The following is an 8383-nucleotide window of genomic DNA, read 5'->3' on the forward strand; positions in this document are numbered from 1 at the left end:
TTGGGCGGGACTCACAGTCCGGTAGCTATGAGTGCTCACCCGCCGGCGACTGTCAGGCCCGAGTCTGCCGCAGCGGCGAACTCGTCAAGACTGATGAGTAGGTCTGGCTTGCACGCCCGTCCGCCCCTCGACGGCGGCCGCCGCCCCGAGGGGGTGGTGTCCGGCTCGTGAGGTGATCAGCGGGTGAGGAGCTCGCGGAGATGCTTGACGATCTCGGTGGGGGCTTCTTCGGCCATGAAGTGACCTGCGGTGGTGGTGTGGTGGTGGAGGTCGTCGGTCCATGCCTGCCACAGGGCGGTGGCGTCGTAGCCGAGGGCCGCGCCCCAGTCCTGCTGGATGACGGTTACGGGCATGCGCAGGCGGCTGCCGCGGGCGCGGTCGGCGGCGTCGTGGGCGACGTCGATCCCCGCGGAGGCGCGGTAGTCCGCGACGATCGAGGGGATCGCCTCGCGGCAGGCGGTGAGATAGGCGGCGCGGGCCTCGGTGGGGATCGCGGCGGGGTTCTTGATCCACTGGTCGAGGAAGGCGCTGAAGAACGCGTCGGGGTCGGCGGCGATCATCTTCTCGGGGAGGCCGGGAGGCTGGGCCATGAGATAGAGGTGCCACCCGACGGTGGCCGAGACCCCGTGCATGACGTCCCACATGTCGAGGGTGGGGAGCACGTCGAGGCTGGCCAGGTGGGTGACGGCCTCGGGGTGGTCGAGGCCGGCGCGGAAGGCGACGAGCGCGCCGCGGTCGTGGCCGGCCAGGGCGAACCGTTCGTGGCCGAGGGCGCGGGCGAGGGTGACGACGTCGGCGGCCATGGTGCGCTTGGAGTAGACGTCGGGGCCGATCTCGGCGGGCTTGTCGCTGGCGCCGTAACCGCGCAGGTCCGGGCAGATGACGGTGTGGTCGGCGGCGAGGTCGGCGGCGACGTGTCGCCACATGAGGTGGGTCTGGGGGAAGCCGTGCAGCAGCACGATCGCCTGCCCGGACCCGCCGACGGCCGTGTTCAGCGCGACGCCGTCGGCGACGGGGACGCGGTGGTAGGTGAAGCCCGGAATGCCGTTCGACATGGATTTCTCTCCTTCGTTGATCCGATGCCCCAGGCTGCCCGGCCCCGATGAGCGTCCGATCAGCGCTAACGTGGGGCCGAGGGGGGAACGGGGATGGGCGTGTTCATCGGGGTCCTCGGGCCGGTGGTGGCGTGGGACGCAGCCGGTTCGGTGATCTCACTCAAGGGGCCGAGGCATCGGGAGGTCCTGGCGCGGCTCGTCGCGGCCAGGGGCCGGGTGGTGCCGGTCGATCTGCTGGCCGCCGATCTGTGGGAGGACCCTCCGCAGGGCGCGATCGGCTCGATCCGCACGTTCGTCGGGGCGCTGCGCCGTGCCCTGGAACCCGATCGGCCGCCCCGCACCCCGCCGCGCCTGATCGTCACCGTCGGGACCGGATATTCCCTGCGCACCGCCCCGGACGCCGTCGACGCCTGGCGGTTCGAACGGGCCGTCGAGGCCAAGGAACCGCCCGCCAGGCTCCTCTCCCTGCTGGACACGGCGCTGGCGCTCTGGCGCGGGCCCGCCTATGCCGACTTCACCGACGCCCTGTGGGCGGAACCGGAACGGGCCCGGCTGGCGGAGCTGCGGGCGCGCGCGGTGGAACGGCGCGCCCAGGCGCTGCTGGACCTCGGCCGGGCCGCCGAGGCCGTGCCCGATCTCGACGCGCACGCCCACGCCCATCCCTGGCGGGAGGAGGGGCGGCGGCTGCTGGCCCTGGCGCTGTACCGGGCGGGACGACAGACCGACGCGCTCGCCGTCCTGCGCGGAGCCCGTTCCGCGCTCGCCGAGCAGCTGGGCCTGGACCCCGGGCCGGGACTGCGGGATCTGGAGGCCGACATCCTGCGGCAGGCCGACCGGCTGGACGCGCCCGCCGACCCGGCGGCCCGGGTCTGGGCGAGTGCGACCGCCGCCCACGACCGGGCGGCTCCGGGCGCGCACCTGCGGCTGGAGGCCACGGTCGGGCTCATGCGGGGGCTCGCCGTCACCGGCGCGGACGGTCTCCTCGCGGGCCGGGAGCACCGCGCCGCCGCGGTGGAGGCCGCCGAGGAACTGGGCGACGCCGAGCTGACCGCCCGGGTGATCGGCGCCTACGACGTCCCGGCGAACTGGACCCGGTCCGACGATCCCGCGCAGACGGCCCGGATCATCGCGGCGGCCGAGCGCACCCTGGTCCGTCTCCCCGAGGACACCGCTCCCGGCGTGCGGGCGCGCCTGCTGGCGACCGTCGCACTGGAATCGCGCGGCACAGCGTCCCCGCGGGCCCGGGCAGCGGCGCTGGAGGCCGAGCGCCTCGCCCGCGATCTGGACGATCCGGCGCTGCTGGCCTTCGCCCTCAACGGGGTGTACATGCAGACGTTCGAGACGACGGGCCTGTCCGGACGCCGGGACGCGATCGGAGCGGAGATCGCCGCGGTGTCCGTCCGGCACGGCCTGCCGACCTACGAGGTGCTGGGCCACCTGATCGGGCTGCAGTCCGCCGCGGCGGTCGCCGACTTCACCCGGGGGGACCGGCACGCCGTCCTCCTGGACGGCCTCGCCGAGCGCCATGGCCGGCCATTGGTGTCGGTCTTCACCACCTGGTACCGCGCGCTCCGCCTCGCCGAAGACCCCGAGGTCCCCTTCGCTGCCAAGGAGGCCGCCTACCGGGCTGCGGCCGTCCCTGTGGACTCGGCCGGCATGCCGGGCCTGAGCGAGGGCCTCCCGCCCCTGGCGCTGCTGGCCCTGCGGGTGCGCCACGACCGGGCGCCCGAGCCGGAGGACCCGGACCGGTTCGGACCGTACCGCCCGTGGGCCCTCCCGGTGCTGCTGCTGGCGGCCGGACGGCGGGCCGAGGCGGCCGAGGCGTTGCGCGCCGTTCCCGATCCGCCCCATGATCTCCTCGCCGAGGCGCTGTGGGCCCTCCTCGCCCGAGCCGCGCTGTCGCTGGGCGATCTCCCGGCCCTTCGGCGGGCGCACGCCGCGCTGCTCCCGGCCGCAGGCGAACTGGCGGGGGCCGCGAGCGGCCTGATCAGCCTCGGCCCGGTCTCGGCGATCCTTGCCGAGATGGCCCTCCACTCGGGTCGGCGTCACCAGGGGCAAAGTAGCTGTGAGTGATCGGCTCCCATCATCCGACGGAGAGTCCGGACCGCATCGTGGCCGTTCATCGGCCCCGTGAGAAAACCGGTATCCCAGACGACTGCGGAGCGCTATGGCTTCGCATCCTGATCAAGGATGCTACCGGGAGGCTGTGACCTGGTCTTTCTCGCTACTTTGAGCGAAAGCGCCCAGGTCATCGACCCGCCGCAGCGCCTTGGCCGGCTCCGTGCCCGAGGTCCGCGTCGACGCCCGCCGCCGCTCCTCCAGCACAGAAACTCCACTGGCATGGCCGGAAACCGTAGAAGCGCGGCGTTTCCGGAAGATCACCCAAGGTAACTTCATGAACACCGAAACCTCACACCCCCACCCGGCTCGGGACCCGCAAAACACCATGATCATTCTCAGCGATAACCGCTGTTCCTGGATTCCTCAACCCCGGACACCGTCTTCGACAGGCGGCCGGCTCACGGGCGCTTCAAGGATCAGGGGCCGACGATGATGCTCAGTTGCGCGAGGTCGGCAGCGGCTCGGTGAGGCCGGCGCCGAACCAGATCCGCAGCGCCTCGTCCAGGCTCTCATCGGGGGTTCCGGCCCAGGCCACGTACCCGTCGGGCCGCAGGAGCACTGCCTGCGGCGCCTGCGCGGGCATGACTTTCACGTGGGAGTGCTGGACGCGGAGGCTACCGGTGGGGTCGAGTAGCAACGGCAGGGCTTGCGATGCGGGCTCGTGGAACTGGGCGGGCAGGTCCGTCAGGAAGCGGCCGAGGAGCGGGTGCGGCGGGGCGGGCATCGGATAGGGCAGATCTGCGCCGGCCAGGAGGGCGGCGATGCGGCGGCGGTTGACCTCCTCGGACAGCAGCTCGCCGAAGAGCTCGCGCAGTGCAGTGACCTCCGGCCCGGGAGTGGTCAGGGCGAGCTGGGCCTTGGAGTGCATCGCGACGCGCAGGGCGGCGGGGCGGCGTTCGGCCTGGTAGGTGTCGAGCAGGCCGCGCGGGGCCCAGCCGCGTACGGTCGCGGCAAGTTTCCAGGCCAGGTTCGCGGCGTCTTGCAGGCCCAGGTTGAGCCCAGGGGCGCCCATGGCGGAGTGGACGTGGGCGGCGTCCCCAGCCAGGAACACCCTGTCTTGGCGATAGCGGTCGGCCACGCGGGTGTTGCGCCCGTTCAGGCGGCGCAGCAAGTGCGGGCCGTCGCCGGCGGGGGCGGCCAGGGGCAGGTCGGCACCGGCCACGCGGGCCAGGCTGGCGCGCAGCTCGGCAATGGTCATCGGCACCTCGTCGCCGGGCACGAACCCGCCCCACTCCATCGAGCTCACGGTCAGGACGCCGGGTCCGGTTGGAAGCATGGCGTAGGCGCCGCGCTCGGTCCGGTGCCAGGTGTACAGTCCGAACGTGCCGATACCCGGCACCTCCAGCTCGGCATGTTCGGGCCGCAGAGTCGCGCCGGGTACGGTGACCTGGGCGGCACGGCTGACGATGTCGCTCTGGGTCACTCCGGGGAAATCGATGTCCGCGAGCTTCCTGACCGTGCTGTGCCCGCCGTCGCAGCCGACCAGATAGCGGGTGCTCAGCTTGTACGGGCCAGCAGGACCGGTCACGCTCAGCGTGACGCTCTGGGCGTCTTGCGCGAGGTCGGTCAGCTCGTGTCCGCGCCGGATCTGCACTCCGAGCTCGACTGCCCGGCGCTCGAGCTGCTCCTCCAGCTCCGGCTGCTTGATCTGCATGCCGGTCAGGGGGTTGTCCTCGAGGTCGGCCAGATTCAGCGGCAGCGCGCCGAAGGCGAAGGCGGGCGCGGGTCCGGGCCGCCCGCGGCCCAGGCCACGTCGGTGTAGCAGATGCACGACCTGGCCGATGATGGCGTTGGCCTTGGGCTGGTCACTGCGGCACGGCAGGCGTTCGATGACCAGTGGCCTTATGCCGGCCAGGCCAAGCTCGCAGGCCAGCATCAGCCCATTGGGGCCTCCGCCGACGATGACGATCTCCTCGCTCACGTGTCTCCTTGCGTCAATGGGTCCGGAAGTCCCGCCGCCAGCTGCTGTAGCGCGTCACGCAGCAGCGGAACGATCGGGACGGGCGGGTCGGCGTACAGCCAGTGCCCCACGGCGGCCTGCACGGCGGCGGTAACGGTGACGGCGACCAGGTGGGGGTAGAGGTCGCGGCCTGGATCGCTGCCGGTGCGCTCGGCCACCGCGGCCGCCAGCTCCTGCTGGGAGGCGAAGGCCAGCTTCAGCGCCTCGGCCCGCAAGCTGGGTTCGTCGACCAGCAACCGGGTGGCCGCCAGTCGCTCCGGCTCGGGGGCAGTAGCTTCGGGGCCGGTATGCCGCTCCCACGCCTGGACCGTCGCCTCCGTCAGCGCCTGCCACAACGGTTCATGGGCGGGCCGCGTGCGCAGCGCCGCAACCTGGTGCGCGGCCCGGTCGGTGTGGCGGGCGGCCAGCGCCTCGTACTTGCTGGAGAAGTAGTTGCTGAACGTGCGCGTGGACACGCCGGCCTCGGCGGCGATGTCCTCGATCCGTACGTTCTCCAGCCCCCGCTCCAGCGTCAGCCGCAGTGCCGCACTCATCAGCGCCTCGCGCGTGGCCTGCTTCTTGCGTTCCCTCAACCCGCTCACGCGATCAACCGTATCCAAAAAAATTGCCGTCTACGCAAATTTTCTGATTACGCAAACTAAGCAAAGTGGTGGACTCGGCCTCTCGGCGGAAGATCTCGCGGCAGCCGGACACGGCGAGAGCGTGCGCGCTGCGGCGGGATCCGCACGACGCCCACGATCACTATGTGAGTCCGCCCCGGCGACACCTTCGTCATCACCCGCCTGTCGCGCGCCGCACGATCCCCGCGCCACCTGCTGGACTTGGCGGCGCAGCTCCGCCAGGTATCGGCGCGCCGTCCTGACTTGGGGATACGCCCCTACTTTGCGGCCTATGACACCACCCCGAGCGGAGGGCCTCGAAAAGTGCTCCACCCGACGTCATGAGATCAACCATTAGTAAAGTTTCCTATTGACAGGGCGCCGTACGGGCATGTTACATGCGTCTTAATTTAAGAAGTGAACGAGCCAGAAGGACCCCCCATGCGCCTGCAACGCGCCCGATCAGTGCTCGCTCTGACATCCGGGTTCGCGCTCGTCGCGACCGCCCTCACCCTCACCGTCACCCCCGCCTCCGCCGCCGTCGGCCAGATCACCGGGTACGGCGGCAAGTGCGTGGACGTGGCCGGTGCCACCCCGGCCAACGGCACCCAGATCCAGCTCTACACCTGCAACGGCACCAACGCCCAGCAGTGGACCACCGGCACCGACGGCACCATCCGGGCCCTCGGCAAGTGCATGGACGTGGCCGCCGCCAGCACCGCCAACGGAACCCGGGTGCAGCTCTACGACTGCAACGGCAGCGCCGCCCAGGTCTGGACCGCCCAGGCCGACGGCACCCTGCGCGCGCTCGGCAAGTGCCTGGACGCCACCGGGCCCAGCTCCGCCGACGGCACCCCGCTCCAGATCTGGGACTGCTCCACCGGCGCCAACCAGCGCTGGACCCTCCCGACCCCGCCGCCGACCGGATCCAACCCCGACCTCGGGCCGAACGTGAGCATCTTCGACCCGACGATGCCCGCCTCGACCATCCAGTCCCGGCTGAACACCGTCTTCAACCAGCAGCAGAGCAACCAGTTCGGCGGCAACCGCTTCGCGTTGCTGTTCAAGCCCGGTACGTACAACGTGGACGTGAACGTCGGCTTCTACACCCAGGTCCTCGGGCTCGGGTTGCTGCCCGACCAGGTCAACGTCAACGGGCCCGTCCACGCCGAGGCCGACTGGTTCCAGGGCAACGCCACCCAGAACTTCTGGCGTGGGGCCGAGAACCTGTCCGTCACCCCGCCCGGCGGCAACGACCGGTGGGCGGTGTCGCAGGCGGCGCCGTACCGGCGGATGCACCTGCGCGGGAACCTCCAGCTGGACGACGGCGGCTGGTCCAGTGGCGGGCTCTTCGCCGACAGCCGGATCGACGGGCAGGTCCGCTCGGGCTCGCAGCAGCAGTGGCTGACCCGCAACACCGAGATGGGCAGCTGGACGGGCTCCAATTGGAACATGGTCTTCGTCGGGGCCACCAACGCCCCCGCCGGGAACTTCCCCAACCCGCCGTACACGCGGGTGGCCACCACCCCGGTGGTCCGGGAGAAGCCCTTCCTGTACATCGACCAGGCCGGGAACTACCAGGTCTTCGTCCCGGCCCTCCGGACCAACTCGACCGGCACCTCCTGGTCGGGTGGGAACCCTTCGGGGAGCTCGCTCCCGCTCAGCCAGTTCTTCATCGTCAAACCCGGGCACACCGCGGCCAACATCAACGCCGCGCTGGCCGCCGGGCAGGACCTCCTGGTCACCCCGGGTGTCTACCGCCTCAACGACACGATCCGGGTCACCCGGGCCAACACCGTCGTGCTCGGGCTCGGCCTGGCCACCTTCATCCCCGACAACGGCGTCACCGCGATGACCGTCGCCGACGTGGACGGGGTGAAGGTCGCCGGGATCCTCTTCGACGCGGGCCCGGTCAACTCGCAGATGCTCCTCCAGGTCGGCCCGGCCGGGTCCACCGCCGGGCACGCAGCCAACCCGACCTCCCTCCACGACGTGTACTTCCGCGTCGGCGGCGCGGCGGTCGGCAAGGCCAGCCAGAGCCTGGTCGTCAACAGCAACAACGTGATCGGCGACCACCTCTGGATCTGGCGCGGCGACCACGGCTCCGGCATCGGCTGGAACAGCAACACCGCGGCCAACGGGCTGACCGTGAACGGCAACGACGTCACCATGTACGGGCTGTTCGTCGAGCATTACCAGCAGCACCAGACGGTCTGGAACGGCAACGGCGGGCGGACGTACTTCTACCAGAACGAGATGCCCTACGACCCGCCCAACCAGGCCGCATGGATGAACGGCAGCACCCAGGGCTACGCGGCCTACAAGGTCGCTCCCTCCGTCACCACCCACGAGGCGTGGGGTCTGGGCAGCTACTGCTACTTCAACGTCAACCCCGGCGTGGTCGCCGCCCGCGCCTTCGAAGTGCCCAACACTCCGGGCGTACGGTTCCACAACATGGTCACCGTCTCACTCGGCGGCGTGGGTACCATCCGCAACATCATCAACACCACCGGCGGCCCCTCCAACTCGTCAACCAACGTCGCGAACCTGGTCAACTACCCCTGACCGGCGCTTAACCACCCTGCCCGGGGGCCGGCGGCGGCGGGGGGCGGGGGGGGGGGGGGGAGGAGGAGGCGGAACCGTTCAAT

The 8383-nt window shown here is 71.1% G+C and carries 5 protein-coding genes; 2 read left to right on the plus strand and 3 right to left on the minus strand.

The window, feature by feature from the left end; translation table 11 throughout:
• Nucleotides 1–176: 176 nt before the first annotated feature.
• Nucleotides 177–1055, minus strand: a complete 879-nt coding sequence (locus tag ABT130_RS30970; RefSeq protein WP_350961289.1) for an alpha/beta fold hydrolase — start codon at nucleotides 1053–1055, stop codon at nucleotides 177–179.
• Between the two features lie 93 nt (nucleotides 1056–1148).
• On the opposite strand from ABT130_RS30970, the gene ABT130_RS30975 reads away from it, so the two are divergent.
• The gene (locus ABT130_RS30975; RefSeq protein ID WP_350961291.1) at nucleotides 1149–3128 is read left to right on the plus strand and encodes an AfsR/SARP family transcriptional regulator; all 1980 of its coding nucleotides are present in this window, start codon (nucleotides 1149–1151) and stop codon (nucleotides 3126–3128) included.
• A gap of 484 nt (nucleotides 3129–3612) precedes the next feature.
• Here the strand turns inward: ABT130_RS30975 and ABT130_RS30980 are convergent, their stop codons facing one another.
• Together ABT130_RS30980 and ABT130_RS30985 are read right to left on the minus strand one after the other, a co-directional pair.
• A complete protein-coding gene (locus ABT130_RS30980) occupies nucleotides 3613–5097 on the minus strand; it encodes an FAD-dependent monooxygenase (RefSeq protein WP_350961294.1) in 1485 nt (494 codons plus the stop codon).
• Complete coding sequence (locus ABT130_RS30985; RefSeq protein WP_350922355.1) at nucleotides 5094–5717, minus strand: TetR/AcrR family transcriptional regulator; 624 nt, start codon at nucleotides 5715–5717, stop codon at nucleotides 5094–5096. Before ABT130_RS30985 ends, ABT130_RS30980 begins: the two co-directional genes overlap by 4 nt.
• 459 nt (nucleotides 5718–6176) lie before the next feature.
• On the opposite strand from ABT130_RS30985, the gene ABT130_RS30990 reads away from it, so the two are divergent.
• Entirely contained in the window at nucleotides 6177–8300 is a 2124-nt protein-coding gene (locus ABT130_RS30990; RefSeq protein WP_350961296.1) for a pectate lyase-like domain-containing protein, read from the plus strand.
• The last annotated feature ends 83 nt before the right edge of the window (nucleotides 8301–8383 follow it).

The organism is Streptosporangium sp. NPDC001681 (genome assembly GCF_040298085.1).
Lineage (GTDB): Bacteria > Actinomycetota > Actinomycetes > Streptosporangiales > Streptosporangiaceae > Streptosporangium.

Coding starts and splice junctions, on each gene's coding strand:
- ABT130_RS30975 (WP_350961291.1), top strand. CDS start 1,149: ATGGGCGTGTTCATCGGGGTCCTCGGGCCGGTGGTGGCGTGGGACGCA.
- ABT130_RS30970 (WP_350961289.1), bottom strand. CDS start 1,055: ATGTCGAACGGCATTCCGGGCTTCACCTACCACCGCGTCCCCGTCGCC.
- ABT130_RS30990 (WP_350961296.1), top strand. CDS start 6,177: ATGCGCCTGCAACGCGCCCGATCAGTGCTCGCTCTGACATCCGGGTTC.